The 25,751-nt window shown below is 69.3% G+C and carries 29 protein-coding genes and 2 pseudogenes; 25 read left to right on the top strand and 6 right to left on the bottom strand.

Annotation, left to right across the window (positions count from 1 at the left end):
- Positions 1–22 precede the first annotated feature (22 nt).
- The 9 genes and pseudogenes from lepB (ACOKM3_RS14385) (at position 23) to ACOKM3_RS14345 (ending at position 6,716) form a co-directional block, all read left to right on the top strand.
- Positions 23–727 (top strand): signal peptidase I, encoded by a 705-nt coding sequence (gene lepB, locus ACOKM3_RS14385; protein WP_426900535.1) that lies wholly within the window; start codon positions 23–25, stop codon positions 725–727.
- Entirely contained in the window at positions 720–1,832 is a 1,113-nt protein-coding gene (lepB, locus tag ACOKM3_RS14380) for a signal peptidase I (RefSeq protein WP_426900533.1), read from the top strand. The genes lepB (ACOKM3_RS14385) and lepB (ACOKM3_RS14380) overlap by 8 nt, the downstream gene beginning before the upstream one ends.
- Positions 1,720–2,694, top strand: coding sequence for a signal peptidase I (gene lepB, locus ACOKM3_RS14375; RefSeq protein WP_426900531.1), 975 nt, complete (start codon positions 1,720–1,722; stop codon positions 2,692–2,694). Before lepB (ACOKM3_RS14380) ends, lepB (ACOKM3_RS14375) begins: the two co-directional genes overlap by 113 nt.
- A gap of 93 nt (positions 2,695–2,787) precedes the next feature.
- Positions 2,788–3,525, top strand: a complete 738-nt coding sequence (lepB, locus tag ACOKM3_RS14370; protein WP_426900529.1) for a signal peptidase I — start codon at positions 2,788–2,790, stop codon at positions 3,523–3,525.
- Positions 3,518–4,030, top strand: coding sequence for an NUDIX hydrolase (locus ACOKM3_RS14365; protein ID WP_426900527.1), 513 nt, complete (start codon positions 3,518–3,520; stop codon positions 4,028–4,030). The genes lepB (ACOKM3_RS14370) and ACOKM3_RS14365 overlap by 8 nt, the downstream gene beginning before the upstream one ends.
- Positions 4,031–4,085: 55 nt before the next feature.
- Positions 4,086–4,394 (top strand): DUF2469 domain-containing protein, encoded by a 309-nt coding sequence (locus ACOKM3_RS14360; RefSeq protein WP_008737534.1) that lies wholly within the window; start codon positions 4,086–4,088, stop codon positions 4,392–4,394.
- A 115-nt stretch (positions 4,395–4,509) separates the two neighbouring features.
- Positions 4,510–4,887, top strand: coding sequence for a YraN family protein (locus tag ACOKM3_RS14355; protein WP_266714634.1), 378 nt, complete (start codon positions 4,510–4,512; stop codon positions 4,885–4,887).
- Positions 4,887–5,138: pseudogene (locus ACOKM3_RS14350) on the top strand (magnesium chelatase domain-containing protein); the annotation flags it as partial. The gene ACOKM3_RS14355 and the pseudogene ACOKM3_RS14350, both read left to right, overlap by 1 nt.
- 39 nt (positions 5,139–5,177) lie before the next feature.
- The gene (locus tag ACOKM3_RS14345) at positions 5,178–6,716 is read left to right on the top strand and encodes a recombinase family protein (RefSeq protein ID WP_426900525.1); all 1,539 of its coding nucleotides are present in this window, start codon (positions 5,178–5,180) and stop codon (positions 6,714–6,716) included.
- 97 nt (positions 6,717–6,813) lie between these two features.
- On the opposite strand, the gene ACOKM3_RS14340 is transcribed toward ACOKM3_RS14345, so the two are convergent.
- The gene (locus ACOKM3_RS14340; protein ID WP_426900523.1) at positions 6,814–7,326 is read right to left on the bottom strand and encodes a helix-turn-helix domain-containing protein; all 513 of its coding nucleotides are present in this window, start codon (positions 7,324–7,326) and stop codon (positions 6,814–6,816) included.
- A 121-nt stretch (positions 7,327–7,447) separates the two neighbouring features.
- Between ACOKM3_RS14340 and ACOKM3_RS14335 the strand changes: the two genes are divergently transcribed.
- The 8 genes and pseudogenes from ACOKM3_RS14335 to ACOKM3_RS14300 all read left to right on the top strand — a co-directional run bounded on the left by ACOKM3_RS14335 (position 7,448) and on the right by ACOKM3_RS14300 (position 12,758).
- The gene (locus ACOKM3_RS14335; RefSeq protein ID WP_426900521.1) at positions 7,448–7,672 is read left to right on the top strand and encodes a helix-turn-helix domain-containing protein; all 225 of its coding nucleotides are present in this window, start codon (positions 7,448–7,450) and stop codon (positions 7,670–7,672) included.
- Positions 7,669–7,839: a hypothetical protein gene (locus tag ACOKM3_RS14330; RefSeq protein WP_426900519.1), complete on the top strand. Its 171-nt coding sequence runs from the start codon at positions 7,669–7,671 to the stop codon at positions 7,837–7,839. The genes ACOKM3_RS14335 and ACOKM3_RS14330 overlap by 4 nt, the downstream gene beginning before the upstream one ends.
- A 275-nt stretch (positions 7,840–8,114) precedes the next feature.
- Positions 8,115–9,200, top strand: a complete 1,086-nt coding sequence (locus ACOKM3_RS14325) for a hypothetical protein (RefSeq protein ID WP_426900517.1) — start codon at positions 8,115–8,117, stop codon at positions 9,198–9,200.
- A gap of 95 nt (positions 9,201–9,295) precedes the next feature.
- Positions 9,296–10,612: pseudogene (dnaB, locus tag ACOKM3_RS14320) on the top strand (replicative DNA helicase); the annotation flags it as partial.
- Positions 10,613–10,677: 65 nt separating this feature from the next.
- Positions 10,678–11,109 carry a DUF4326 domain-containing protein gene (locus ACOKM3_RS14315; RefSeq protein ID WP_426900515.1) on the top strand — a complete coding sequence of 144 codons (432 nt, stop codon included), beginning with the start codon at positions 10,678–10,680 and terminating at the stop codon, positions 11,107–11,109.
- Positions 11,110–11,171: 62 nt separating this feature from the next.
- On the top strand, positions 11,172–11,522 hold the full coding sequence (locus tag ACOKM3_RS14310; protein WP_426900513.1) for a hypothetical protein: 351 nt from the start codon (positions 11,172–11,174) through the stop codon (positions 11,520–11,522).
- A 140-nt stretch (positions 11,523–11,662) separates the two neighbouring features.
- Positions 11,663–12,385 carry a hypothetical protein gene (locus tag ACOKM3_RS14305; RefSeq protein WP_426900512.1) on the top strand — a complete coding sequence of 241 codons (723 nt, stop codon included), beginning with the start codon at positions 11,663–11,665 and terminating at the stop codon, positions 12,383–12,385.
- 190 nt (positions 12,386–12,575) lie between these two features.
- Positions 12,576–12,758: a hypothetical protein gene (locus ACOKM3_RS14300; RefSeq protein WP_426900510.1), complete on the top strand. Its 183-nt coding sequence runs from the start codon at positions 12,576–12,578 to the stop codon at positions 12,756–12,758.
- Between the two features lie 317 nt (positions 12,759–13,075).
- Here the strand turns inward: ACOKM3_RS14300 and ACOKM3_RS14295 are convergent, their stop codons facing one another.
- Both ACOKM3_RS14295 and ACOKM3_RS14290 read right to left on the bottom strand, forming a co-directional pair.
- Complete coding sequence (locus ACOKM3_RS14295) at positions 13,076–13,864, bottom strand: ribonuclease HI (protein ID WP_426900508.1); 789 nt, start codon at positions 13,862–13,864, stop codon at positions 13,076–13,078.
- Positions 13,865–14,613: 749 nt separating this feature from the next.
- Complete coding sequence (locus ACOKM3_RS14290) at positions 14,614–15,738, bottom strand: tyrosine-type recombinase/integrase (protein WP_426900506.1); 1,125 nt, start codon at positions 15,736–15,738, stop codon at positions 14,614–14,616.
- Positions 15,739–15,879: 141 nt separating this feature from the next.
- On the opposite strand from ACOKM3_RS14290, the gene ACOKM3_RS14285 reads away from it, so the two are divergent.
- From ACOKM3_RS14285 to ACOKM3_RS14265, 5 genes are all read left to right on the top strand, one after another.
- Positions 15,880–16,092 carry a helix-turn-helix domain-containing protein gene (locus tag ACOKM3_RS14285; protein ID WP_426900504.1) on the top strand — a complete coding sequence of 71 codons (213 nt, stop codon included), beginning with the start codon at positions 15,880–15,882 and terminating at the stop codon, positions 16,090–16,092.
- Positions 16,089–16,787 carry a BRO-N domain-containing protein gene (locus tag ACOKM3_RS14280; protein ID WP_426900502.1) on the top strand — a complete coding sequence of 233 codons (699 nt, stop codon included), beginning with the start codon at positions 16,089–16,091 and terminating at the stop codon, positions 16,785–16,787. Before ACOKM3_RS14285 ends, ACOKM3_RS14280 begins: the two co-directional genes overlap by 4 nt.
- Entirely contained in the window at positions 16,784–17,209 is a 426-nt protein-coding gene (locus tag ACOKM3_RS14275) for a hypothetical protein (RefSeq protein WP_426900500.1), read from the top strand. The genes ACOKM3_RS14280 and ACOKM3_RS14275 overlap by 4 nt, the downstream gene beginning before the upstream one ends.
- Positions 17,210–17,477: 268 nt before the next feature.
- Positions 17,478–18,476, top strand: a complete 999-nt coding sequence (locus ACOKM3_RS14270; RefSeq protein WP_426900498.1) for a hypothetical protein — start codon at positions 17,478–17,480, stop codon at positions 18,474–18,476.
- Between the two features lie 16 nt (positions 18,477–18,492).
- Positions 18,493–18,732, top strand: coding sequence for a hypothetical protein (locus ACOKM3_RS14265; protein ID WP_426900496.1), 240 nt, complete (start codon positions 18,493–18,495; stop codon positions 18,730–18,732).
- Here the strand turns inward: ACOKM3_RS14265 and ACOKM3_RS14260 are convergent.
- From ACOKM3_RS14260 to ACOKM3_RS14250, 3 genes are all read right to left on the bottom strand, one after another.
- Positions 18,701–18,934, bottom strand: coding sequence for a hypothetical protein (locus ACOKM3_RS14260; RefSeq protein WP_426900494.1), 234 nt, complete (start codon positions 18,932–18,934; stop codon positions 18,701–18,703). The genes ACOKM3_RS14265 and ACOKM3_RS14260 overlap by 32 nt on opposite strands.
- Positions 18,931–19,173: a helix-turn-helix domain-containing protein gene (locus ACOKM3_RS14255; RefSeq protein ID WP_426900492.1), complete on the bottom strand. Its 243-nt coding sequence runs from the start codon at positions 19,171–19,173 to the stop codon at positions 18,931–18,933. Before ACOKM3_RS14255 ends, ACOKM3_RS14260 begins: the two co-directional genes overlap by 4 nt.
- A gap of 338 nt (positions 19,174–19,511) precedes the next feature.
- Complete coding sequence (locus ACOKM3_RS14250; protein ID WP_426900490.1) at positions 19,512–20,348, bottom strand: hypothetical protein; 837 nt, start codon at positions 20,346–20,348, stop codon at positions 19,512–19,514.
- Positions 20,349–21,592: 1,244 nt separating this feature from the next.
- Here ACOKM3_RS14250 and ACOKM3_RS14245 point away from each other — a divergent pair.
- From ACOKM3_RS14245 to ACOKM3_RS14235, 3 genes are all read left to right on the top strand, one after another.
- On the top strand, positions 21,593–22,066 hold the full coding sequence (locus ACOKM3_RS14245) for a hypothetical protein (protein ID WP_426900488.1): 474 nt from the start codon (positions 21,593–21,595) through the stop codon (positions 22,064–22,066).
- A 104-nt stretch (positions 22,067–22,170) separates the two neighbouring features.
- Positions 22,171–24,942 carry a tetratricopeptide repeat protein gene (locus tag ACOKM3_RS14240; protein WP_426900486.1) on the top strand — a complete coding sequence of 924 codons (2,772 nt, stop codon included), beginning with the start codon at positions 22,171–22,173 and terminating at the stop codon, positions 24,940–24,942.
- Positions 24,932–25,738 carry an ATP-dependent DNA ligase gene (locus ACOKM3_RS14235; RefSeq protein WP_426900484.1) on the top strand — a complete coding sequence of 269 codons (807 nt, stop codon included), beginning with the start codon at positions 24,932–24,934 and terminating at the stop codon, positions 25,736–25,738. Before ACOKM3_RS14240 ends, ACOKM3_RS14235 begins: the two co-directional genes overlap by 11 nt.
- Positions 25,739–25,751 lie beyond the last annotated feature (13 nt).

Raw genomic sequence — 25,751 nt, 5'->3', positions numbered from 1 at the left:
GGCCGGATAGCATCTGGCCTCGATGGACACCGAAGCACAGCACGAGGAGCGCGACCGCTCCTCCGAGCCCCATGAGAACACCTCACAGGGCGAGGAGGACCGGTCGCGCTCCTCTTTGCTCTCCGGGGTGCTCGACTGGCTGCCGGGCGGCCGCATCACCCTGGCCCTGCTGCTGTGCCTGGCATGCCTGCTGGCCGTCAGCGTCTTTGTGATGCAGCCGTTCCAGATCCCCAGCAGCTCCATGGAGAGCACATTGAGGGTCGGGGACCGCGTTCTCGTAAATAAGTTGGCGTACCGTTTCGGTGCCGAGCCGGCCCGTGGTGACGTGGTCGTCTTCGACGGCAGCGGGTACTTCGGAGAGGGCGACTACATCAAGCGTGTCGTGGGCACGGGGGGAGACCGGGTGGCCTGCTGCGACACCAAGGGGAGGATCGAGGTGAACGGGAAGTCCGTGGACGAGCGCTCCGTGCTGCACGCCGCGGACGCGCCTTCGGAGGTGCCGTTCGACATCGTGGTTCCCGAAGGCACCCTCTTTCTGCTCGGTGACCATCGCAGCGACTCCCGTGACTCCCGCGACTACTTGGGCGCGCCCGGCGGCGGGTTCGTCCCCGTGGACCAGGTGATCGGCAAGGCCGAGTGGATCGCCTGGCCGACCGGACACTGGCACTCCTTGTCCCGTACGGACGTCTACGCGCGCGTGCCCGCACCCGGCGGCGCCCATGGGTAGGCGCGGCAAGACGCGCAGCCACCGCGGCGACGAGCGGCTGCCCACCGGCAGCCGGCCCACCAGCGGCCCCGAGCACCAGGGGAGGGCCGAGCGGCGCAAGCTCGCCCGTAAGGTGAAGCGCCGCCGAAGGCGCTCCGTGCTCAAGGAGATACCCCTCCTCATAGGCGTGGCCCTGGCCATCGCCCTTGTCCTGAAGACGTTCCTCGTGCAGGCCTTCGTCATCCCGTCGGGCTCCATGGAACAGACGATCCGGATCGGCGACCGGGTCCTGGTCGACAAGCTCACTCCCTGGTTCGGCGCGCAGGTGCAGCGCGGCGACGTCGTCGTCTTCAACGACCCGGGGAAGTGGCTCGAGCAGGAGGCCGGTCAGAAGAAGGAAGCCCCGGTCGGCGTGAAGCAGGTCAAGGAAGGTCTGACCTGGATCGGGCTGCTGCCGTCCGACAATGAACGCGACCTCATCAAGCGGGTCGTGGGCGTCGGCGGCGACACCGTGAAGTGCTGCGACACCAAGGGCCGCGTCACGGTCAACGGGACACCGCTCGAAGAGCGTGCGTACATCCATCCCGGCAACGCCCCCTCGAAGTTCGACTTCTCGGTGAAGGTGCCCAAGGGGCGCCTGTTCGTGATGGGCGACCATCGCGCCAACTCCGCGGATTCCCGCTATCACCTCACCGAGGCCTTCAACGGGACCGTGTCCGAGGAGTCCGTGGTGGGGCGGGCCCGGTTCATCGGGTGGCCGATCGGTCACTGGGCCTCGTTGTCACAGCCACCGACCTTCGCCGCCGTGGCCGACGCGCAAGGAGACGGGTCGACCGTCGCCTCGGAAACGTCGCATAGGGTGGCCTCCACGTACGGTGCCGGACCGGGCTCGAACGCTTCGGATTCGGACGGATTTATCCCCCTCCCGACCCCTGCGGAACTCCCGCTCGTTATGGGAGTGGTGGGCCTGCATCGGATACGGGTCAGGCAGCGGCACGGAGTGAGGAGTGGATGTGGGGGACTTGGCGGTCGGCGCACGGTCAGGGCATGGTCCCGAAGAGGAGCCCGGGCGATCCGACGACGCGGCGGGTCCGGGTCCCGAGGACCGGGTGCCCGAGGCGGGTGACGGCTCGACGGCCGCCCCCGTGAGCGAGGTGCGGTCGAGCGGCGGGTCGAAGGGCGGATCCAAGAAGCCGCGCTCCTTCTGGAAGGAGCTCCCGCTCCTCATCGGTATCGCGCTCGTCCTCGCGCTCGTGATCAAGACGTTCCTGGTCCAGGCGTTCTCGATCCCTTCGGCGTCGATGGAGAACACGCTGCAGATCGGCGACCGGGTCCTGGTCGACAAGCTCACCCCGTGGTTCGGTGCGGAGCCGGAGCGCGGCGAGGTCATCGTCTTCCACGACCCGGCGAGCTGGCTGGAGGGCGAGCCGACGCCGGAGCCGAACGCGGTGCAGACGGTGCTCAGTTGGATCGGCCTGATGCCGTCCGCCAACGAGAAGGACCTCATCAAGCGCGTCATCGGCGTGGGTGGCGACACCGTCGAGTGCAACGGCACGGGCCCGCTCAAGATCAACGGCAAGGCGCTGAACGAGCCGTACGTCTACCCGGGCAACACCCCGTGCAGCGACGACAACGCGGGTGGAACGTTCAAGGTGAAGGTTCCCGAGGGCAAAGTTTGGGTCATGGGTGACCACCGCCAGGACTCCATGGACTCCCGCTACCACCAGAACGACAAGAACAGCGGCTTCGTCCCCGTGGACAACGTCGTGGGCCGCGCCATCGTCGTAGCCTGGCCGCCCACGCACTGGTCGACGCTGCCGGTGCCGGACACCTTCGACCAGTCGGGCATCAACGCCGTGGCGAACGTGGCTCCGGGCGCGCTCGGGCTCGCGGGTGCGGCGCCGCTGGTGCTGTGGCGCAGGCGCAAGATCAATCAGCGCGTTACCGAGGGGAACACCAGGGTTTCTGCGGCTGGTGGCGCCCGGTAGGGTGCCGTCCCAGATCGCCGATCTTCCGTGGTCCGCACCGTTCCGGGGCTGGTTCGACGAGATCGACTTCTCCGAACCGCGGGAGCAACTGGGATGAGCAGGACGCGTCGTACGAATGAGGGTCACGGCAAGGTCGGCAGCGCGCTGTCCGGCATAGCCGTGGCCCTCGGCTGTGTGTTGTTCCTGGGTGGGTTCGTCTGGGGCGCCATCCTGTACCAGCCGTACACCGTGCCCACCGACTCCATGGACCCGACGATCAAGGCGGGCGACCGGGTGCTCGCGGAGCGGATCGACGGCAGCGAGGTCAAGCGCGGCGATGTCGTCGTCTTCCAGGAGTCGTCCTGGGGAAACGTTCCGATGGTCAAGCGCGTGGTCGGTGTCGGCGGCGACAAGATCTCCTGCTGCACGGAGAACAAGCTGACCGTGAACGGCAAGCAGATCGACGAGCCCTACCTCCCGAAGGGCGAGAGCGCCTCGCTCACCGGCATCAAGACCACGACCGTCCCGAAGGGCCGGCTCTTCCTGCTCGGTGACCACCGCTCGGACTCCCTGGACTCCAGCGCGCACATCGGCGACAGCGAGAACGGCTCGGTGGAGCGCGGCGCCGTGCAGGGCCGGGTGGACGCCCTGGCGTGGCCCATGGCGTCGATGCAGAAGCCCACCGGGTTCGAGGCGCTGCCGGGCGGCCTCTCGCAGCCGGGGCCGGTGAAGACGGTGCTGGCGGCCATCGTGGCGGGCGCGGTGCTGGTGCTCGGCGGAGCGGCGTACGGGCCGATCGCGAAGCGCTCACGGCGCTCGCGCGGCGTGTCCCCGGAGCCGGCCCGTGTCTGAACCCGGCCGCGAACTGCGCAGGGTCGCCCGTGTCGTGCTGCTCGACCCGGAGGGGCGCATCCTGCTCCTGCACGGGCACGAGCCGGGCGACACGGCGGACGACTGGTGGTTCACGCCGGGCGGTGGCCTGGAGGGCGACGAGACGCGTGAAGAGGCCGCCCTGCGGGAACTGGCAGAGGAGACCGGCATCACCGACGTCGAACTGGGGCCTGTGCTGTGGCAGCGGATCTGCTCCTTCCCCTTCGACGGTCGGCGCTGGGATCAGGACGAGTGGTACTTCCTGGCCCGTACGAGGACTGCCTCGGCGGAGCTTGGAGAGCTCAAGGGGACGGGCCTGACCGACCTGGAGCGCCGCAGTGTCGCGGGAGCACGCTGGTGGACGTGCCGGGAACTGGCCGAGGCGCATGAGACGGTGTATCCGACCAGACTCGCCGGGCTGCTGAAGCGGCTGCTCGACGAAGGTCCCCCGAGCCGGCCCGAGATCCTCGACACGGAAATCGTCTAGAGGCGCACGAGGCTGGCGCACAATAGGGGGACGCACGGCTGAAGGGGAACATGCCATGAGCGCCGAGGACCTCGAGAAGTACGAGACCGAGATGGAGCTGAAGCTCTACCGGGAGTACCGCGACGTCGTCGGTCTGTTCAAATACGTGATCGAGACCGAACGGCGCTTCTACCTCACCAATGACTACGAGATGCAGGTGCACTCGGTCCAGGGCGAGGTGTTTTTCGAGGTGTCGATGGCGGATGCCTGGGTCTGGGACATGTACAGGCCCGCTCGATTCGTGAAGCAGGTCCGGGTGCTCACGTTCAAGGACGTGAACATCGAGGAGCTGAACAAGACCGATCTGGAGCTTCCCGGCAGCTGATCCGGCCGTGGGGTGCGCGGTGGGTGACGGAGTTTTCCACAACCCGTAAGTAGTTCACCAAGATCCACTTCTTTCCGGCCCCGGCGTCAGCGTGGGTGCCGGAGGTGGTGCCGACGTGAACGCACGGGGAGCACTGGGGAAGTACGGCGAGGATCTGGCCGCGAGGCGGCTGACCGAGGCCGGGATGACGGTGCTCGCGCGCAACTGGCGCGCGGGCAGGTCAGGCGAGATCGACATCGTGGCGCGGGACGGCGACGCGATCGTCGTGTGCGAGGTCAAGACCCGCAGCGGACAGAGCGGCGAGGCCGGGGCCTTCGAGCACCCGATGGCCGCGATCACACCGGTCAAGGCGGCGCGGCTGCGCGATCTCGCCGAGCGCTGGGTGCAGGAGCACGGGGGAGCGCCGCCCGGCGGCGTCCGCATCGATCTCATCGGCGTGCTGCTGCCGGAGCGCGGAGCGCCCTGCGTCGAGCATGCGCGAGGGGTGTCCTGATGGGCTTCGCGCGTACGTGTTCCGTGGCCCTCGTGGGAGTCGAGGGCGTCGTCGTCGAGGTGCAGGCGGACCTGGAGCCGGGCATCGCCGCGTTCACGCTGGTGGGGCTGCCGGACAAGAGCCTCACGGAGAGCCGCGACCGGGTCAGGGCGGCGGTGGTCAACTCCGGGGGCGACTGGCCGCAGAAGAAACTCACGGTGGGGCTGAGCCCGGCGTCCGTGCCCAAGGGTGGTTCGGGCTTCGATCTGGCAAACCCGGTTTGCGCACACTTTTAAAGCTACGCTGACCGCATGCCCAGTGAGCAGCACGCATGCTACGCCGTCATCTACTGCCGCATCTCCCGAGACCGGGAAGGTCGAGCGACGGGTACAGCGAGGCAGGAGCGCCAGTGCCGCGACCTCGCCGAGAAGCGCGGCTACGAGGTCGTGAAGGTCTTCGTCGACGACGACACATCCGCCACCACCGGCAAGGCGAGGCCGGGGTACGAGGAGATGCTCACCTGCCTCCGCGACGGGCGTGCAACCGTCGCGCTGGCGCTCGCGCCGACCCGCTTCTACCGGTCCCTCCGGGACGGCCTGAGCTTCTTCCAGCTCATCACCGAAAAGCGGCTCCACGTCGAGACCGTGAAGCAGGGCCGATACGACCTCAGCACCGCGGACGGGCGGCGGGATGCGCTCCGGGCCGCCGTGGATGCCCAGTACGAAGCCGAGTTGATCGGTGAGCGCGTGAGGGACGCGAAGGCGGACAACGCGGCGGCAGGCGAGTACCGGGGCGGCCCGCGGCCCTTCGGGTACGAGGCGGACGGCGTCACGATCCGCGAGAGCGAGGCCCAGTGGATTCGGGCGGCGGCCGAAAGGGTCCTCGCGGGGGACTCGTTGCGCTCGATCGCGCGAGACTGGAAAGAGGCCGGCATCCGCACCGCGGCCCGCGCCAGGCGCCTCCCGGACGGGACGCGCAGCGAACCCGTGGACAAGCCGTGGACGGGCGAGGAACTGCGCGACATGCTGCTCCGGGCCCGGAATGCGGGCCTGGTCGAGCAGATCGACCGAGGGGCGTCCGGCCCTCGGCGGGGCGCGAAGGCCCGGAAGGTGCTGGGCCCCGCACAGTGGCCCGCGATCGTCCCCGAGGACGAGTGGAGGCAGGTGCGCGCCGTGCTTCAAGACCCCCGCAGGAAGACCACCACGAACAACGCCCGGAAGTGGCTGGGGTCCGGCCTGTTTCGCTGTGGCGCGGACGGCTGTGACCAGACTGCGCGAGTGACCTCCACGACTCGCGGGACGGGCGAGAAGAAGCGCCGGACCATGGCGTACCGCTGCCGGTCGGGGAAGCACGTCACGCGCATCGCTGAACCGCTGGACGCGATGGTCGAGGCGGCGGCCGTGGCTCGTCTCGCGCGACCGGACGCGGCGCAGCTCCTGCTACCGGCTGTGGACCACCAGGAGCGGCAAGAGGCGGAGGCCCGCGTGTGGGAGCTGCGTGAGCGTCTCGACACGTTCGCCGCCGACTACGCGGACGGCCTGATCAGTCGATCGCAGATGCTGGCGGGCACGGAGCGTACGCGCGCGCATCTCGCGGACGCGGAGGACCGGTTGGAGGCCCTGTCGTCGGTGTCGGTACTGGCCTCGTTGCCGCTCGGTACGGACCAGGTCGAGACGAAATGGGACGGCCTCGACCTGTCGCGGAAGCGAGCCATCGTGGACGCGCTCATGACGGTGACCCTTCTCCCGGCGAAGCGAGGCCGGCCGAAGGGGTACGACGCGTCGCAGGAGGCGGGCACGTACTTCGATCCGGAGTCGGTGCGGATTGACTGGAAGCATTCGGCGCACTAGACGCCCCGTGGAACGACGAACGCCCGGCGGGTGGGGTTCTCCCCCCCTCCGTCGGGCGTTCTCGCGCTCAGGGCCGCTTTGTGGATCACGGGCATGGCTACTCGCCGCGGAGGCGGCGGGCCATTTCTTCCATCTGTTCGGCGAGGGCCTGGTTCTGACGCTTCACCTCCTCGTCGGGGAGCAGGTAGCCGCGCTCAGGATTCACTCGGCGCTGCAAGTCCTGCACTGATACCTCGTGCCGATACGCCTGCTCGTCCATGCCCGGGAGCGGCTGCCTGCCACGCACCCAGTCCCGTACGTCGTTGGCGGGCTCGGTGCGGGTGGGCGTCACCGCGTAGGGACTGTTGTCCGTCGGGAGGAGCAGGCTCAGCGGTGAGCAGTCCAGGGCGAGCGCGAAGCCGAGGAGTTCAGCCACAGAGATGTTCTCGCGGCGCCCGTTCTCGATCTTGACGAGGACGGCGCGGTTCATGGGGACGCCGAGGTCGGCAACGCGGTCGGCGAGCTGCTGTGCGGTCAAGTCCCGCCGTTTGCGGACCTCGCGTAGGCGGCGGGCCACGGTGCCCGTCGGCGAGGCTGTCGCGACATCAGGGGGCGTCTGATCACGGTCCATGAGGTCACCGTAATGGGATGTTGCGTCTCACGAAACACGAGGGTACGTTGAATCTCATCAAGGGGACGTCAGGGATCTTTTAGGGGATCTCTGGTTCCCCATGCCTAGATCAGGAGATGCCATGTCACCCATGCGTGCGGCACGGCAAGCCGCCGGACTGACTGTGCGGGACATCCGCGACCTCACCGGGATCACGCTCGGGCAACTGTCCCGCTTTGAGCAGGGCACGGAGCGACTGAGTACCGATCGCCTGCTCGCCTACGCGAGGGCCGTCGGGATGACCGGCTTGGTCCGTGAGCTGGAACCGGTCGTGAAGGCCTACAGGGGCACGGGGGTTGCGGCGTGAGCCTCCCTCCCGGCCAGTTGGCCGCGATTCGCGCACACGCGCAGAAGCTCGCCGACGACGCGCCGCCACTCACCGAGGAAGCGCAGCGCACGATCCGCCGGGCCTTCGCCGAGCCTCGGAAGCAGGCGGCCAAGCCGCGCCCTGCTTCCCGCCCTGCGGCTGCGTAGCCCGCGCATGAAGCGGGCCCCCGCCAGAGGTGAGGGCCCTACCGCCGACCGGCGCCCTACATCCCGTCAAGAACCTGGGCGCCGATCCTCCGAAGAGGAATCGACTTGCACCACACAGTACCGCGGCCACCACTCCGCGAGTCACCCCGAACTATCCCTGACGAGACACACGCCGCTGGTGTTAGGCCGGGCGCCATGTACCCCACTGGGGTACCTAGCAATGGAGTCAGTATGCCCGACTTCACCGCCAACGAGGCGCCGAAGGGCGGTGCCCTGTGAGGAAGCGCGCTTCCAAGCCCGCGCGGTTCGAGATGGTGGACCGCGAAGCGATCAGGGACATCCCCTCGATCCTCTCGACCGGCGTCCTTAACCACCTGATCGCGGCCCGCGACGGCGACGACGTCACGGTGGCCGGCCTCGTGTCCCGGTATGCCGAGGGGGAACGCGTCCTCGAAAAGGCGATGCGCGTCCTCGTCGACGACGGCAGGGTCGTGAAGTTCAAGATCCAGCACGCCCAAACCGCCACCGTGTACGACCGGAAGACCGGCAAGGAGACCTCGAAGCGCGGCGGCTCTTGGCGCACGGAGTTCAGTGTCGATGCGCACGGCTCCCGGTTCACGCGCGAGGACGTCGCCGCCATGTACGACGAGATCCTCACCGAAGGCAACGTGAGGGCTGTCCGGATCGAACCCGAGTACCTGGACCCGAGGAAGAACGGCTTGCGACCGACCCCCCAAAAGTGCGGTGTCGGTCCGACCAGCAATGATGCCGCAAATCCGCATGTGGGACCGGAACCGCGGTTTGCGGGGGCCGGTCGACCGGGGGCCGGTAACCGCGGGGCTCTTAATAGGAAGGAAACTGTTTCTCGAGACTCTTCTCTCCCGGGCTCCACGGATGATCCTGCGGCCGAGGCCCTGGCCCAGACCGAGGAGGAGGAAGCGGCGGCAACGACAACGACGGAGCCGAACACCGAGGTCGCCGCATTCGTAGCTGTCCTTCCCGGCGCGATCCGCCTCACCCGAGGCCAGCGCGACAAGCTCGCGGCCCTCGCAACCGCCCGGCTCGCCGAGGGCTGGACCACCGCCCAGCTTGCCGAGGTCTGCGCCTGGCGCACCTCCGAGGGCCCGCAGGCCCCGTACGCCGTCTACAGCGCCCGCCTCGCCGACCTCCCGGCCCCGCCCGCGACGCCTGCGCCCCGGCGAAAGTGCGTGAACCACCCGCGCGCCGCCGCCGAGATCGGTGACCTGTGCGTCACGTGCCACACCGAGAAGCAGGCCGCAACGGACTCCGTCGACGTCGACCACGACCTCATCGCCGCGTTCCGTAAGCAGCGCCGAAACCGCGTCCGCGTCGGCGCCTAACCCTCCGAAACAAGCCGCGGCGGCCCGCATCCGCCAAGACACCGGGCCGCCGCTCAACCTCCGAAAGAGGCACCACCATCATGGCTGACGCCCCCACCTTCGATCGAATTCCCCCGCAGGACCTCGACGCCGAACAGTCCGTACTCGGCGGCATGCTCCTGTCCAAGGACGCCATCGCCGACGTGGCCAGCATCGGGCTCAAGGGCCGCCACTTCTACAAGCCCGCCCACGAGACCGTGTTCCGCGCGATCCTCGACGTTCACGAGTCCGGGGACCCCGCCGACCCCATCACCGTGGCCGCCCGCCTCACTAAGACCGGCGAGATCAACCGCGTCGGTGGCCCCGGCTACCTTCACGAACTCGTGCAGACCGTTCCGACCGCTGCGAACGCCGAGTACTACGCCGAGATCGTCCGCGGCAAGGCGCTGTGGCGGGCCCTCGTCGAGATCGGAACCCAGATCACGCAAGCTGGGTACGCGCAGGAGGGCGACATCGACGAGGCTCGCGATCACGCTGAGGCGCTCCTTCACGGCCTCGGACGGTCCGCGACTGCCGAGGCCCCGTACAAGTCGCTCGGCGACCTCATCGAGATCGCCCTCGACGACCTCGAATCCGACGTCGAGGGGGTCCCCACCGGCCTGCGTGACCTCGACAGCCTCACCGGCGGACTCCAGGGCGGGCAGCTCATCGTCATCGGGGCCCGCCCCGCCGTCGGCAAGTCCGCCTTCGCTCAAGGGCTAGTCCTCCACCCGTCGATCAAGCACGACACTCCTACCGGGTTCTTCTCCCTCGAAATGGGCGACGTGGAACTCGGGCAGCGTGCACTCGCCAGCCAGGCCAAGGTGCCGCTTCACCACATGAGGAACAAGCAGGTCACCGAAGACGACTGGGCGAAGCTCGCCCGAAAGGTGCCGGAGCTGAGCGAGGCGCCCGCCTACTTCGACACCAACCCGAACGTGTCCGCCGCACAGATCTGCTCCAACGCGCGCCGCATGCACCGCGAGAAGGGAATCCGGCTGGTCGTCGTCGACTACCTCCAGCTCGCGGGCAGCGACGGCGACGGCCGCTCCGACAGGAGCCGCCAGCAAGAGGTCTCGGACATGTCCCGCCGCTTCAAGCTCCTCGCCAAGGAACTCGACATCCCCGTCATCCTGCTGTCACAGCTCAACCGCGGTCCCGAGCAGCGGCAGGACAAGAAGCCGCAGGTTGCCGACCTCCGAGAGTCCGGCGCCATCGAGCAGGACGCCGACGTCGTGATGCTGCTGCACCGCGAGGACGTCTACGAGAAGGAGACCCCGCGCGCCGGGGAGATCGACGTCATCGTCGGCAAGCACCGCAACGGGGCAACCGCCACGATCACCGCCGCCTTCCAGGGCTATCTCTCGCGCGTCGTCGACATGGCGCAGACCTGACCCCCACCCGCCGCGGGCGCCTCACGCCGGGGCGCCCGCCCCAAGCCGCCGAAGGAGCACCGCCCATGACCGTCCCCGCTCGCATCCAGCGCCGCCGCACGAAGGGCTGGCGCCTCCCCGTCAACGCGGTGATCGTCAGCCGCCCGTCACGATGGGGCAACCTCTGCAAGGTCGCCCTCATGGAGGAGATGGGCTACGACGACCCGCACGCCGCAGCGGCAGACAACTTCCGTCTCTGGCTCGCGGGTTCACGATCAGACGCCCCGAACGACGAAGCCGACCAGCGCCGCGAACGCATCCTCACCGACCTCCACCTACTCCGCGGCAAAGACCTCGCCTGCACCTGCCCGCCCGGACGGGCCTGCCACGGCGACTACCTGATCTACCGGGCCAACATGCCGGCCGCCGAACTCGACGCGTGGATCGCCACCGTCCGCGAACGCGTCAATCGGCAGCGCATCGCAGCACACGACAAGCCCCTCTACGCGCCCGCCTGACGGACAATCCCCATACAACCGGCCCTCCAGGTACGGAAGTTCCAGCGCCGAAGGAGCAGCACATGCCCACCGCCATCACCCAAGAAGCCCTCGACGCCGTCCTCGACGCCCACCCCAAGCTCAACGACAACGGATACGGCGCCGCCCGCGGCTACGACTACGACACCGAAGCCGGACACCAGCGCCTCCGCGGCCTCCTAGGCGAAGTGCAACAGTGCGCCGACTGGCTGCACGCGCAGCCCTGGCAGAGCCGACTCACGTCACGCTCGATCACCAGCTACGGCGCAAAGCACGCCGTGGAACGCGCAGGAGCCGACTACGTGTGCAACGGTGCCCTCATCGCCGCCGCCCTCATCCTCGACATGCCCATCAAACTCGAAGGCCTCAACCCGAGGATCGGCATCGCCGGGTAACCGCCCGCAGCCCACCGCGCCCCCGCTGGTTCCGACCGGTGGGGGCTTCTTCTTGGCGAGGCGGAACGGGCGGAAGCCCCCCACAACTCCCGCCCACCCGGCCAGAATCGACCACGACCACCGACCCGAAGGAGCCCCGCTTGCCTACCGACGCCCAGATCCTCGAAGCCGCACACGCCGCCGCCAAGGCCGCCGAACACCTCGCCAACGCCTGGACCGCGGCCGAGACCGGCAACGGGGGCGAAGCACTCAAGCTCGCCGACGAGGCACAAGCCGAGTTGCGCAAGGCCCTCCGCCGCCTCCCCAAGGGCAGGGAAGCCCTGGGGGCCCGAGCCGTCACCGCACTGCCCGTATCGACGGGAGAGTCACCGCGACACAGGACCGAACGCGAGCTGCTGAAGGTCGCAATCCAGCACCCCGGGCTGATGTCCCCGCACTTCCGCACCCTCACCCCCGACGAGTTCACGCACCAGGGGTACGCCCGCCTCCGGGCCGCGATCACCGCGGAGCGATCCGAAGATGCCGAGGACGCCCCCACGTGGGTATCCGCGTGTGACGAGGCCGCCGACGGCGACACCCGCGCCCTGTACGCCGAACTCGCCGCAGAGGAAATCCGCCGGCGCCCTGGGGTAGATCGGCAGTTCGCGGACGAGCAGCTCGTAACCGTTCGGGGGAGGGCCCTGGAGACGGCGGTGAAGGAAGTGCAGGACGGACTGACCAGCGACCCCAGCGAGGAGGCGCAACGGAACCTCTGGAGCATGCAGCAGTACCGCATGGCGCTGCGCGAGCAGGGGGCGGCTGCTCTCGGGGAACACCCGGAAGCCCTGGTCTGCTTGCACGACCAACTCGGATCGCCTGCCTGACCGGCCGCACCACGGCGCCCGCCCCGCAGCAACCAGGGCGGGCGCTCGCGCGTTCCAGGGTGGTGCACCCGACGCAGCCGCGGGGAATGTTCGAGATGGCCGGGGCGTCAGCGGGACCAACGGGAAGCGGCCCCGGCCGCCACCAAGCACCCCAATGCGACGCGACGCGACCGCGATCGTTGTACCGGGCATGAGCGCCAGCACCACTACCCGCACCGTCACCATCGACGAACTCACCGAGATCCTCGAAGACGCCATCCGGCAGGGCATCCCGCACCACGACCCGCAAGAGGCTCACACGGCCGCAGTCGAGGCAGCCAAAGAGATCGTCGCCGCAGCCATCGTCCGCTCGGCGCTAACCGCCGCCACCTGACGCGAACCGGCCTCACGCGCGACGCACGGGCCCTACCGTCGAAAGCAGAGCCCCCGGCCTTCATCCCCCCCCCCCACGGCCCGGGGGCTCTCTCGCGCCCGGAGCGGGGGCGGGTAGCCGAGAGGTAGAAGCGCCGGTAGACGCTGCGGGTAGTCGGGGAGGGGCGCCGAGCGACCCAAAGCGTGATCCAGAACCCGCCTACGGCCGCCTCACGGCCCCACAGGGGCCCGGACGGGCAAATCACCCACGCGCGGGCCTGAACGTCGCCACAGGGCCCGCTACGGCCGCCAATTGGCGATCAAGGGACCCTAGAAGGGTCAACAGTCAGCGTGTACCCAGCCCTCGGTCTGGCTCACGATCGATGTCCCGGCGGGGAAGGACTGCTTGCAGCGCGGACAGTACCCACCACGCCGAGCGGTGATCATGGTGCCTGTCGCCCGGTACGAACCCTGCTCCTTCGCCGCCTTCTTCGCGACGCTCTCCTTCTTCTTCGCCAGCCCCAGGGCGCGTCCCCGCGCGGAGGGAGACGGCTCCTGCCCCTGAGCCTTCTTCTTGGGTTTGGCCTTGGGCGGCTTCGTGCCGTGCGAGACGACGCGCTCAGGACCAGAGGAGATGCGGCCACAGCCGCAGGCGAATATCCCGTCATCGCTCAAGACTTCGCGGCCACAGTCGGGGCAGGGCATGCGCCGTGTCTGCTCGTTCGCCTCCTTCGCCGCCAGATTCGCCGCCTCATCGGCCGCCTCGGTGAGCGGCAGCTGAGGGTTTCTCTGGTCGGGATACACATGCTCGACGGCGACGCTGCGCCCCTCGGCCAGGGCCCATATCTCTTCGAGCAGGTCGAGGTTCTTCTTGGCCTTGTTCGACTTGGTCACCGCTCCGCGCACGTAGGTGGAGCGAGTGCGGATCAGGATCGGCCCCGTCGTATCCCGGAGCAGTTCGCGGACTGCAACCAGTTCGGCGCGCGGGACGGTGTCCCATCCCGGGGTGCCGGTCACTGGCACCCCGGGGCGGAAGTCGGCATCAGCCAGTACATAAGCCCAGGCAGCATGTCCGGGGTTACTGGGGGCGGAAGATCCGGCAACGGCGGCAATGGTGATCTCAGGCATGAGCGGCACCCTAGACACGGGGTCCGCAGCCCGTGCGGGCCGGGGGAGCGCGCCTGTGCGACGAGCCGCACTGTAGGGCCCGCCACCGACAACGCGACGGGCCCGAACGGAACGTGCCAACAAACGTGACAACACATAAGACGTGACAACACGGCCGCCCCACCCGGTGCTGACCTGCGGTTTCCTGGCGCGGTTGTCACGTTCCCGCAGGAACGCAGCCCCGACTGCGGACTTGTGGCGCGACCTGCGGTTTTGCACCTCAGAGCCCTCGCGCCGACGCGGACGCCCCCGGAATGCTGGAACAGCCCCCGACAACACGCGACGGAGCACCTAGGACGCAGGCAAGGGCAGTTGGCCGGCCTCCGCGCCCGCGGACACCTCGACCTCGAACGGGAGCTGCACCGGCTCCTCCTCCACGAGCGACACCGTCTCCAAGCTCCCGAGACACGACACCTTCGCAGGAGCCCACAACGGCTTCTCCGCCGGGGAATCGTGCCTGCTCAACCGGCCCCGGCCGATCGCATCCGGCAGAGGGCGAGCAGCTATCGAGCGGCCACAGCGAGGGCACGGACGGCGCGGGAACCGGTGACGACGAGGCGAGCGCATGCCCAGAGCATGCCCACGCCCACGGGGGAACCGTCCACAAACGTTGGAACCCATAAGACGCTGGAAACGTGAACCCACAAGGAATGTGAAACGGCGCCTGCTCCGGAGGCCGGGGCGGGCGCCGTGGTGCCGTGGGCGGCCGGTTAGGTGGCCTGCTCCTGGGCGGTCTGCCCGAACCCGTCCGGAAGACCCTTCACGGCGGCGTGGCACGCGTTGTCGTCGAACTCGTCGGCGATCCGGATGTACCGCAGGACCTCCGCGGAGCCGGGCGCCCACCCGCCTTGGGTGCAGATCTGCCGAAGGTCGGCGCCCCCAGCGCGGGCCGAGGTGGCGAAGCTGGCCCGGAGGGTGTGACCGGTCCACCCGGGGTGCTCGGCACGCTCCCCGATGCGGCCGACGATGTCCGACGCGGCCTCGGGCGTCACACGGCCTCGGGGGCAGTCGTGCCGGTCGACCGCGGGAAAGGCCGGCGCGGTCAGACCGCCCGCCCGGTCGGGGCGCTCACGCTGAAGGCGACGGCGGAACTCGCCCCACGCGCGGGCCGCGCACAGTTCGAGCTGCGGGGCGCGCGGAACAGCGATGTCCCGGGCCGAGTACTTCGTCTTAGCGGTCTTCACAGAGACCCGCAGCCCGCGCGGCGCGGGGACGATGTCGGCGACGAGGAGCCCGGCCAACTCGGAGGAGCGGGCCGCGATGTGGAAGCCGACGAGGAGTAGGGCGCGGTCTCGCCATCCGGCGAGGGTGTCGGGGCACGCGAGGTAGGCGACGGCCAACTCCTCGGCGGTGGCGTACTCGGCCTGCCCCCGGCCGCGGCGTTCCTCCTTCTCGATCTGCCTGTGAGTGGCCTCCAGGGTCGAATACCCGGGCGCGGTGTCGTCGCGCGTGAGCGGGCATCCCGTGTCGCGGAGGTAGTTGATGGCGCCGGACATGTGCGTACGGGCGGCGGACAAGGCGTAGCCGGTGCCGTTGGCCTTCCCACGCTCCAGGAGCCACCCGGCGTACAGGGACAGCACCCCGCCGTCGGCGTAGTCGGCGGGGAGCCCGGCACTCACGCAGAAGCGTTCCCAGACGACGGCGGACTTGGCGTAGGTGCGCTGAGTGTTGGCGGGGGCCGCGGCGCGTCGGATGGCGTGTCCGGCCGCGCGGGCGTCGGTGATGCGGCGGGCGGTCTCGGGGCCGTACTTGTCGACGAGGGGCGCGGGGAGGGGAGTGCCGTCCGCGGCGAGCAGCTCGACGGCGTTTGAGGTGGCAGCGAGAGGGGTTCCCATGCCCCAAATCTTAACTCCGGATACCTAGGGTTATCCGGAGTTGATGTTGATTTTAGTAGCGATTCGTCGTTGCTCTTCGCGTCGCCGTACGATCGCTCCCGCTGGTTGTGGGCCGGTCGCCTCCACAGAGAGGGGCCCGCCATGCAGGCATCGGCCACCCCAACCCGCTGGATCACAGCGAGCGAACTTGCCGCCCTCGCCGGGCTGCATCACCAGACCGTCACAAAGTGGGCCCGCGAGGGCCGCATCCCCGGTCATCACGTCGGCCGACGGTGGCGCTTCGAGCACCCGGACGTGCTCCTGTTCCTCTCCGACGAGGTCCCCACATCCGCTGCCTCGGGCGGCGGCCGGTGAGCGTCGTCGAGGTCTTCGAGTGTCCCGTCTGCCCCGAGGCCGGGGCGAGGATTCGTAGCCTGCTCATCAAAGGGGAGCCCTGGTTCGTCGCAGTCGACGCCTGCCGCGCGCTCGGCATCGGCAACACCGGCATGGCGATCCGCCGACTGGACGCCGATGCTGTCAGTTCGGCTGACACCATCGACCGACTCGGCCGCGCTCGCCGCGTCCGGATCGTCGACGAGGCGGGCCTGTACGCACTCGCCTTCCAGTCGCGGAAGCCGGAGGCGCAGGCGTTCACGCGCTGGGTCACGCGCGAGGTGCTGCCGCAGATTCGCCGTACGGGCGCGTACGTGGTGCCGGGCCGGACGTCGTGGTCGGGCTTGCGTGACGTCGAGTCCGGCGCGTCGGTGCCGTGGGAACAGGCGGAGGGCATCGCGCGCGCCAACGGGCTTCCGCTCGGTCACGGGACGCTGCGGGAGCTGCTGACGACCGCAGGGTTCCTCACGTTGACCGGGCGCCCACACAAGACGCACGAGTACCTGTTCCGGCTGATGCCGAGCGGCACGCGCACGGAGGTGTGGGCCGCGACGTTGGAGACGGTGCTCCTGATCGCCCACAACGAGATCCAGCGGCGCCTCGCCCTCGCGGGTGTCGAGCAGCTCGAACTGCCGGTGGACGGCCGCCGCCTGGTGCTCGTAGAGGAGTCCGCGTGACCGCCCTCGTAGGCGGCAGCTCGCTCGTTCCGCGCGGTGAGGCCGTGCGCCGCCTGGTGTCGCTCATGTCGTCCGGGAGCGTCTGTGTGTGGACCGTGGCCCCGGCCGCGAAGCGCATCGTCGTCGGGGCGGGACACCTCTTCGTCGACCGGTCCTGGTGCGGGTTCGTTGACCTGCCCGGCGAGTTCAGCGTGCACGTCACTGCGGCGCACGAGGGCCACGTACGAGCCGGACTTGTCGGGGCTGCCCGTCACCACGGCCGCGCACCTTCCCGGTCCTATCGCCGAGGCCGTCGAAGGCCGCCTGTCGATGCGGCCCTCGGTCTCGACGCCACGTTGGCCACTGTGCAGAGGGCGGCCCTGAAGCACGGCGTACGAGCCGCCGTCGGCGAGCTGGCCGCTGCACGCGGCGTCGGCGAGTGAGGTACCCCGCGGACGCGGCGGCGAGGGCGCGGCGCTGGCGTGAGGATCGGCGGGCGGTTGTGCTGGAGCTGCGGGCGCAAGAGTCGCCGGTGTCGTATCGCAAGATCGCTGCTGCGCTCGGGGTGTCTCTGTGGACAGTGCAGGACATCGAGGCCGGCTACTCGGGGTCGGGTAAGAACCGGCCGCGAGTTGGCGGGTCAGTCGAGGGGATGGAGTAGTTCGGTGAACTGGTAGACGAATCTGGTGGCGTTGGCGATGCTGATCGGTCGTGAGCGATCCATCAATGAGAGAGCCGGAACGTTCGGCTGGTGCCCTCGGTTTCCTTCGGTCGACCGGCTTCCGGATCACGGCTGTCGTCGTCTTGATTGCCGTGCTTCTGGTGATCGTTGCGTTCGACGGGGTCACAGGAACGGACAAGTCGTCTCCAGCCCTCGCTGTCGGCGGCATCCTGGTGACCCTGCTCGCGATCCTCCTCACGCCCAGGCGAGGCGATGAAGAACGGCGTGTGACGCAAAGCCGTGAGCGTGTGCGTGCCGCGGAGCAAGGGGTAGAAGATGCCCTGCGGGTCCCGTCTCGGGTCGGCTCGGTGGCTGCTCTGGTTCGGGAGTGGGCATCCGAATCGAACGAGGGCTCCAGCGGTGCCCAGGGTGACGGTGAGCTGCTCGACCGCGTTGCCGCTGCCCGTTGGGCACACCTTCGGCGGCGACTGGCAGAGCTGGAGGCTGGGGCGGGAGAGGCTGCCCAGGCGGACGACGAGCCTGGTGAGTCTGACCCTAGTCTTTCCCTCTCTTCGCGGCTTGCGTTGCCCGAGCTCTGGGCGCTCACGCACAGCCGTTTGGATCTCTATCACGAGATCGCCACGGGACAGGCGTCGCGGTCGTTTCGTAATGCTCAAGTCGCCATGGTGCTCGGCTTCGTTCTGCTCGTCGCCTTCGTGGTCGTGGCCCTCCAGGCCAGTACGACTGCTGGTGCGGTTGTCGCAGGTGGGCTGGGGGCGGTCGCGGCGGGGCTGGCCGGGTATGTGAGCCGCACGTTCGTGCGCTCGCAGGAAGCGGCGGCGGGGCATCTGCGCGCATACTTCGATCAACCGTTGGAGTTCTCGCGCTACCTCGCGGCCGAGCGTCTCGTCGCCGACTCAAACCTCACTGAGGAGCAGCGCGCCGAGGTCGTGACGGAACTCGCGAAGGCCATGATCGCCGGGCCTGGTGGTCCGAACGCGGACGCCGGGAACGGCTCGAACGGTGATACGGGGAACACGCGACTGTAGGTCTTAAGATCCGGCCGTGGCGATCGAACTTCCGGATGACCTGATCAAGCTTCAGCGCGCAGCCGACGACGAGGGCAAGAAGCTGGAGCACCTCGACGACGGCGAGCGCGAGAAGCAGCGCGAGGTGTGGTTCGAGGCGGCGGCGCGTGCTCAGGCCGCGGTCACCGCGTACGCCGAGGGGCAGGGCCTCAGCCGGTTCGACGTCGAGAAGCAGCTCCGGCAGGTCACCCGACACCCGCAGTCGTCGCAGGAGTAGGCGGCCACTCGCGCAGCGGCCACTCCCGCCCGTCGTCCCACTCGGTGAGGTGGAGGCGCGTTCCCGCGTACTCCTCGTGCTGCGCCTGGAGCCCGTCGAACTTCCGGTCGGCGGTGTCGGGGTCGTCCCACCAGCCGTCCAGGATCCGCGCCCCGTCGCGCTCCAGGGCGACGTGATAGCGGCCGGGCGGGGAGTAGGTCACAGGTCGCCACCGCAGTGCGGGCACTGGCGACGCCGCCTCCAGCCGCGCGTACGGATGTCGACGCCGCGGGCCCTCATCAACTTGAGCTGCAAGGAGATCGTGGAGGGGGAGACGCCGACCGCGTCGGCCAGCTCGCGCACGGACGGTTCGCCGTCGAGCTTCAGCATCAGCTCGCGGTGGGCGTGCTCGATGCTGGCCTGCCGCATGTGGGCGGGCTGCGAGTGGATAGTGCGGGACATGGTGTCACCCCCGGTCTCGGCGATCACTTCCCATTTATTAGGCCACGTGTTCGATTTTCTGAGCAACGTAACCCCTCACCCTCGCCTGTAGGCCTGTGGCTGAGTGCCGCAGTTGTCCGCCGAGTGCTTCGGTTGGCCACTTCGGCACTCAGGCGCCGGCATCCCGCGGGCCGGCGGCCAGAGGGGTGAGGAGGCTCTCATGTGAATCCACTCGGCCTCGCTGCTCGAAGCGGAACTGTGAGCAGGTAGGCGCGAAGGCAGCGCCGAGCCGAGGCCGGAGGAGCCGACCGTATCGGTATGGCCCTCTGGACGGGCCAGTTCAGCTCGAAGGGGGTACTTCAGCACACCCTCCGGCGCTGCCGGAGGGTGTGCTGCCGCAGGATGAGCTCCTTGTGGCACCTCTCCGCTGCATCCTGGCCGAGGCCTTCATCGGTCACCTGGTAGCGATCGGGCTCATGGACGTCGGGGCGGGTCGGCTGACTGAAGCTCATAAGGAACCGCTGGGCCTCGGCCTTCGGGTCCCACCCTGCAGGTTTCTCGGAGCTCGCGCGGGTAGCGAAGTCCGCTCGCGCGTACTGGATCAGTCCGAAGTCGAGCAGCCGGTTACAGGCGTCCTCGTAGGAGTCCCGGCGAAGCCGGAAATTGCCCAGGCGGGCGTTCGCGTACAGATAGACCCCGGACTCGTCGTGCCGGTTGGGGAAGGTTTGGGACAGCCACTGCAAGATCATCCACGTAGCTACTTCGGATGGCTGCAGGACCTGGACCCAGCCCTGAAAGAAGAACTCTGCGGGCACGGTGAAAGTGGAGTGCCACCTGGCGGGCGGGACGGTATAGAGAGCGGGCGTCGGAGCGTCACCACGCCCTGCCTCCTGCATGAGTAGGAACGCCGCATAATCGCGGCCGCCGCCCTTCGCCTTCCCGGGTACCTCGACCAGGGCCTGATCACCGTCGATGCCGAGACTCTCCAGTGTCCTCAGCGCCCCGTGAATCTGCTGCCGACGCAGCGTGTGCAGGTCGCGGTCCCCGCGGGTGGCTGGCATGTAGTTGTTGCTTGGCTCGTCGTAGGCGCCATCGATCGCGATGAAGTCGATCCAGGAGTCCGAGCCCCTGAGCGGCGGACTGCCCCTGCGGGACCACTCTCTCCCCACGCCGAGACGGCACTGCGCCTCGAACACGGCCAGTAGGTAGAACCGCAGCGCGACCCCACGAGGGCGGAGCAACTGCGTGAGCGGGGGCGCGGAGTCCCTTGGCTCGGACATCAGCAACTCCCTGCGCAGCGTGATCTGCGTCGGTCGGTGCTGCCCTGCGGCCCACACTCGCTTAAGGACGCGGCTCGCGCCATACACGGAGTCGCTCTGCCTCAGCCGCTCCAAGCGGCGGACCCGACGTTCGACAACCTCGAGTTCCCCGGACATATCCGATCCGATCAAGGGTTTGATCCAAGCGTTTTATCCCGCATATAAGAAGCTACTCCTTTACGCATCTCAGTGCGGTTCAAAACGTTGATCAACTCTCGGAGGACCCTCTTCTGAAGGCCCGAAGATTGAGCTAGGAGCCGCCCGGCAGGGGGTTCAGCGGTACGCCGTTCGTCGAAAACGCGAACGGCCCCGGGGGCAACCGGGGCCGCTACACAGCGAGAGATTGGTCTACATCAATGTCCACGATACGACGAGGTCCAACCTCCGGAAACACCCCGCCCGACCCGGAAAGGCTTCCGCAGCGGTGGGCGATCATCCTAATCGCCTCCGCCGGTGCGGCGGGCCTGACGTTCCTCGTAGCGGGCCCGCTCCTGGCACTCGGCGCGTTCGCTACAGCCGTGGGCCTTCTCCATACCGTCATCGCGTAGATCAGCCCGGCTGCTGCCGCTGCCCTGCGGCAGCAGTCTGCTGATCAATGGCATCGACTTTCGTGAGTCGGTCAAGCGCGAAGTGCTCGCGCGCCTCGACGGCGGCCAGCTATGACGCTCAGCTTGGCCAATTGCGGCACTCGGTCACAAGGCCGCCCGTTGCAGCCCGACGCGCGCGGGCCCGAGCTCCACCGCAGGCTGAACGCGTGGAGTACCCGGTCAAAGTTGCCCTCGCCGAAGCCGTCGCCGAGCTGCCCACCGGCCCCGGCTGGTGGTACGAGCCCAAGTTCGACGGTTCTCCAGACACCTGAAGCAGGCCCAGACCCGCAACAGAAAACTGCGCTGTGCCGGTGTGGTGACGCATCTCTGTCGCCGCCTGGACATGGACAAGCGGCTCGACCTGGTGCCGGCTGCCGCCGTGCCTCGCTCCCGCACTTCGGCCGAGGGCGCTTCCTTGGCGGAATCAAGGACAACTGCGGCACGTATCTGATGAGGTGACGTGCTGGGGCACCGGTGTCGGTGATCTCCCAGACCGATCTCTCGGGGGAAAGGGCGAGGATGTTGTCGGAGGCAATGGCCGCGCTGGCCGCGGCGGGAGGCACTGCCGTGGTGCAGGCCGCAGGCACTGACGCCTGGACAGGGTTTCGCCAGCGGACGGCCCTGTGGTTCAGTCGGGGAATCCCGCAACGCGAGAACGCCGAACTGGAGCGCCTCGACCGAACCGCAGATGGCCTGGAGTCCGCCGGGCCAGCCGAGCTGGAGCAGGTACGCATCCGCCAGCAGGCGGCGTGGCAGGCCCGCATCGAGGTCTTCCTGGAGAGCCTCGATGGCACCGAGCGTGACCAGGCCGCCGAGCAGCTGAACGCCCTGCTTGAACAGTGCATCCCCCAAGGCGGAGTGTCAGCTGGCCAGGGCGGGCAAGCCGTCGGCGGGAACGTTGACATCCGGGCCGACCACGGGGCCGTGGCCGCCTGGAGCATCAGGGACGTGACCCTGGGGACCGGGAGTGACGAAAACCCTCCGCCGCCGGGAGCTCCCCAGGGCTGAGCGACCCCGGCGCTTCACCTACCGCGAGCCCCGACGAGTCCCGGTCGATCCAGGCCAGGGACGGCGGCATCGCCGTCGGCACGATCCATCAGCTCAACCAGCACGTGCACCAGCCGCGGCCCGTCCCGGTCGACCGCCCGCGGCCGATCGAGGAGTGGACCGCGCAACAACTCGGCGTCCACCCCGCCATCCACGGCACCACCACGCCGGAGCCCGACAACGGAGCCTTTGTGCTCCCGGCCTACCTCGAACGCGACCACGACCATCAACTGCGCGACCGCCTGAATACGGCCTCCTCCGGCCGGCGGGCGGCGTTGGTGGTGGTGCGCGGTCTGTCGTGCACGGGCAAGACCCGCACCGCCTACGAGGCCGTCCGCGCCTGCCTGGCCGACTGGCAGCTGGTCTTCCCCAAGAACGCCAGCCGGCTCCTCGCCCTGCTCGACGCCGGCGCCCTCCCCCAGCGCACCGTGCTGTGGCTCAACGAGACCCAGGACTTCCTTAGCGGCCCCACGGGGGAGGAGGCAGCCGCCGCGCTGCGCAGCCGCCTGGACGAGCCCGGGCCGCTGGTGGTCTTGGGCACGCTGTGGCCCGAATACCACCGCATCCTGACTATGGTGCCGCAGCCCGGCCAGGTCGACGCCCACCGCGGAGCCCGCGCCCTGCTCGCCCAGGCCCAACCCGTCGACGTCCCCGCATCCTTCCCCGACCAGGCATTGAAGGGACCCCGGGCCCAACACGACCGCTCGTTGGCCGCAGCCCTACGCACCGACAGCGGGGGAAAGGTCACCCAGATCCTCGCGGCCGGCCCCCAACTGGCCGATCACTTCAACCAGGCGACCCCGCCCCACGGCCCCTATGGCCACGCCGTCATCACCGCGGCCATGGACGCCCGCCGCCTCGGTCACACCTCCCCCCTGCCCGCCGCACTCCTCAAGGCCGCAGCCCCCGACTACCTGACCCCGCAACAGCGCGCCGAGGCGCCCGTCGACTGGTTCACCCACGCCCTCGACTACGCGCGAGAGAAGATCAGGGACGTGGCCGCGGCCCTGGAACCCGTTGCCAACCCCGAAGGCATGGGCGCCCTCCCCGGCCTCTACCGCCTCAACGACTACCTCGACCAGCACGCCCGCACCACCCGCCACTACACCGTCCCCCCGGAAACCTTCTGGACCGCGATCCACGACCACACGGCAAGCACCGCGGAACTCACCCAGCTAGCAGGCCAGGCCAAAGATCGCCTCCGATACCGCATCGCCGTGCGCTTGTACCGGCGGGCCGCCGACGCTGGCAACCCGGACGCCCTAAGGGAGCTGTCGTATCAGCGGGAGCGGGCTGGGGATGCCGCGGGCGCTAAGCGCCTGTACCAGCAGGCCGCCGACGCCGGCGACCGGCACGCCCTGGCGTGGTTCGCAGCGGTGCGGTGGGAGGCTGGGGATGACGCGGGCGCGGAACGACTCGCCCAACGGGCCGCCGACGCCGGCAACCCGGACGCCCTGAACCGGCTCGCAGAGATGCGGGAGCAGGCTGGGGATGCCGCGGGCGCGGAACGACTCGCCCAATGGGCCGCCGACGCCGGCAACCCGTTCGTCCTGGACCTGCTCGCAAAGATGCGGGAGCAGGCTGGGGATGCCGCGGGCGCGGAACGACTCGCCCAACAGGCTACCGACTCCGGACACCCGACGACCCTGCAGCGGCTCGCAGAGATGCGGGAGTGGGCCGGGGATGCCGCGGGCGCGGAACGACTCGCCCAACGGGCCGCCGACAGCGGATGGCCGAGCGCCCTGGACTGGCTCGCAAGCAAGTGGGAGCAGGCTGGGGATGCCGCGGGCGCGGAACGACTCGCCCAACGGGCCGCCGACAGCGGACACCCGAGCCCCTTGCACTTGCTCGCAATGAAGTGGGAGCGGGCTGGGGATGCCGCGGGCGCTGAGCGCCTGTACCAGCAGGCGGCCGACGCCGGACACATGGACGCCCTGCAGCGGCTCGCAGAGATGCGGGAGTGGGCCGGGGATGCCGCGGGCGCGGAACGACTCGCCCAACGGGCCGCCGACAGCGGATGGCCGAGCGCCCTGCAGCGGCTCGCGGCGATGCGGGAGGAGGCCGGGGATGACGCGGGCGCGGAGCGCCTGTACCAGCAGGCCGTCGACGCCGGAGACTCGGTAGCCCTGAGCGTACTGGCGTGGCGGCGGGAGCGGGCTGGGGATGCCGCGGGTGCGGAACGACTCGCCCAACGGGCCGCTGACACCGGATTCCCCTACAGCCCCTACATGCTCGCAAAGACGCGGTGGGAGGCCGGGGATGCCGCGGGCGCTGAGCGCCTGTTCCAGCAGGCCGCCGACGCCGGATACATGGACGCCCTGACGTGGCTCGCAGAGATGCGAGAGGAGGCCGGGGATACCGCGGGCGCGGAACAACTCGCTATACGGGCCGCCGACGCTGGCGACCGGGACACCCTGACGTGGCTCGCAGAGATGCGAGAGGAGGCCGGGGATACCGCGGGCGCGGAACAACTCGTCCTACGGGCCGCCGACGCTGGACACAGGGACGCCCTGGCGTGGCTGTCGTTGCAGCGGGAGTGGGCTGGGGATGCCGCGGGCGCGGAACGACTCGCTCAACGGGCCGCCAGTACCGGAGACTTGGGCAGCATCCTGGACCTGCTCGCAAAGATGCGGGAGCGGGCCGGGGAGCACGAGGACGCTGAGCGCCTATACCAGCGGGCCGCCGACGCCGGCTACTCGTACGCTCTGAACCGGCTCGCAGAGATGCGGGAGCGGGCCGGGGATACTGCGGGCGCGGTACTCCTACGGCTATTCGGGCTGGAGACAGACGGTTCACCGGCTCAGCCTTGGACTGAGAACGTAAACGATGTCTCATGAGACACACCAAAGTCTGGTGAACGACGGCGACCGGGCCGTGCTGTGGCGCCGCGAGACCGTGCGCATCCAGACCCGCGCAGGCCGCGATGCCACCGGGCAATGGATCGACATCGCGACTCCCGCGATGGCCTTGCCGCCCGACACCGTGCTCGACGGCGAGATCGTCGTGTGGCGGGACGGCGCGATCGACTTCGGTGCTGTTCGCTCCCGCGCCTCGGCCCGCGGCCGTCGTCTGGCTGATCTGACCAGCCGGTATCCGGCGTCGTATGCCGTGTGGGACTGTCTTGCCGTGGCTGGCCAGGACCTGCGCGGGCGCCCGTGGGTGGACAGGCGCGCGGCCCTGCTCGACGTCCTCGCCGACGTGGGCCCGCCGATTCAGGCAGTCCCGGCGACGGACGACGTCGAGGTCGCCGTCGTCTGGTTCGAGCAGCTCCAAGCACAGGGCATCGAGGGCGTGGTCGCCAAGCGCGCGTCGAGCCCGTACAGGGCGGCCCGGATCTGGAAGAAGGTCCGGCACAGCGAGACCGTGGACGCTGAGGTGATCGGCTACGTGGGCCCGCCGTCTCGGCCGCGCCGGGCGGCCGTGCGGCTCCCGGACGGGCGCCGTGCGCTGTCCAGGCCGTTCACCGCGCCGATCGCCGCCGCCGTGGCGAGGTGGATAGCCGAGGCCGGGCCCGGCCCACGGGCAAGCACCGACGACGGCGAGGAGTACGTGAGCCTCCCGGGCGGGCCTCTGGTCGAGGTCGCCGCGGAAACCACGAGGCACGCGACGGTGACGGTGATGCGGGTCCGCTGAGGGCCGACCTGCG

The sequence above is a fragment of the Streptomyces nidicola genome, assembly GCF_050106155.1.
In the GTDB taxonomy this organism is placed as follows: Bacteria; Actinomycetota; Actinomycetes; order Streptomycetales; family Streptomycetaceae; genus Streptomyces.
The sequence above is the reverse complement of the archived record's forward strand: the minus strand, read 5'-3'. Positions and strand labels throughout refer to the sequence as shown.

Excerpts from the sequence above, each read along its gene's own strand:
- lepB (WP_426900533.1), top strand. The coding sequence starts at position 720 with ATGGGTAGGCGCGGCAAGACGCGCAGCCACCGCGGCGACGAGCGGCTG.
- ACOKM3_RS14340 (WP_426900523.1), bottom strand. The coding sequence starts at position 7,326 with ATGGACCGTGATCAGACGCCCCCTGATGTCGCGACAGCCTCGCCGACG.
- ACOKM3_RS14295 (WP_426900508.1), bottom strand. The coding sequence starts at position 13,864 with ATGCCTGAGATCACCATTGCCGCCGTTGCCGGATCTTCCGCCCCCAGT.
- ACOKM3_RS14255 (WP_426900492.1), bottom strand. The coding sequence starts at position 19,173 with ATGTCCCGCACTATCCACTCGCAGCCCGCCCACATGCGGCAGGCCAGC.
- lepB (WP_426900535.1), top strand. The coding sequence starts at position 23 with ATGGACACCGAAGCACAGCACGAGGAGCGCGACCGCTCCTCCGAGCCC.
- ACOKM3_RS14335 (WP_426900521.1), top strand. The coding sequence starts at position 7,448 with ATGTCACCCATGCGTGCGGCACGGCAAGCCGCCGGACTGACTGTGCGG.
- ACOKM3_RS14235 (WP_426900484.1), top strand. The coding sequence starts at position 24,932 with ATGTCTCATGAGACACACCAAAGTCTGGTGAACGACGGCGACCGGGCC.
- ACOKM3_RS14300 (WP_426900510.1), top strand. The coding sequence starts at position 12,576 with ATGAGCGCCAGCACCACTACCCGCACCGTCACCATCGACGAACTCACC.
- ACOKM3_RS14290 (WP_426900506.1), bottom strand. The coding sequence starts at position 15,738 with ATGGGAACCCCTCTCGCTGCCACCTCAAACGCCGTCGAGCTGCTCGCC.
- ACOKM3_RS14360 (WP_008737534.1), top strand. The coding sequence starts at position 4,086 with ATGAGCGCCGAGGACCTCGAGAAGTACGAGACCGAGATGGAGCTGAAG.
- ACOKM3_RS14315 (WP_426900515.1), top strand. The coding sequence starts at position 10,678 with ATGACCGTCCCCGCTCGCATCCAGCGCCGCCGCACGAAGGGCTGGCGC.
- ACOKM3_RS14285 (WP_426900504.1), top strand. The coding sequence starts at position 15,880 with ATGCAGGCATCGGCCACCCCAACCCGCTGGATCACAGCGAGCGAACTT.
- ACOKM3_RS14310 (WP_426900513.1), top strand. The coding sequence starts at position 11,172 with ATGCCCACCGCCATCACCCAAGAAGCCCTCGACGCCGTCCTCGACGCC.
- lepB (WP_426900529.1), top strand. The coding sequence starts at position 2,788 with ATGAGCAGGACGCGTCGTACGAATGAGGGTCACGGCAAGGTCGGCAGC.
- ACOKM3_RS14345 (WP_426900525.1), top strand. The coding sequence starts at position 5,178 with ATGCCCAGTGAGCAGCACGCATGCTACGCCGTCATCTACTGCCGCATC.
- ACOKM3_RS14245 (WP_426900488.1), top strand. The coding sequence starts at position 21,593 with ATGGCCGCGCTGGCCGCGGCGGGAGGCACTGCCGTGGTGCAGGCCGCA.